1 pseudogene is annotated in these 336 nt (G+C 66.7%); it reads left to right on the forward strand.

Annotation, left to right across the window (positions count from 1 at the left end):
* Positions 1-336 (forward strand): annotated as a pseudogene (locus tag ACTFO6_RS18190) (hypothetical protein); the annotation flags it as partial.

Here is a 336-nt window from a genome sequence, read left to right on the forward strand (position 1 = left end):
GTGTGCTACCGCAAGGTCCCGGTGGTGAGTTGCCGGGACGGGGTCTTGCGGCTGGCCGGAGACGAGGGCGATGTCGTCTTTCGCTGCGAGGCGTTTCCCCGTTTTCTGGGCGGCTGCTCGGACGCGGTAGCCTTCGTGCTCACCGTGGGCCCGCAGATAGATCAGAAGGTGATCGAGCTGACGGAGAGCGGCGAGGGGTTGCTGGAGGCCTTGCTGCTGGAAACGGCGGGTTGGCTATGCGTGGAAGACGCGACGCGCCAGTTCCGCGGTTTTTTGCGGCAGGAGGCGGAGTCCCGGGGCCTGCGCCTTACGCCTCGCATGGGTCCGGGATACAGC

Origin of the sequence: Pelomicrobium sp. G1, assembly GCF_051905455.1 — a bacterium.
GTDB lineage: Bacteria > Pseudomonadota > Gammaproteobacteria > Burkholderiales > UBA6910 > Pelomicrobium.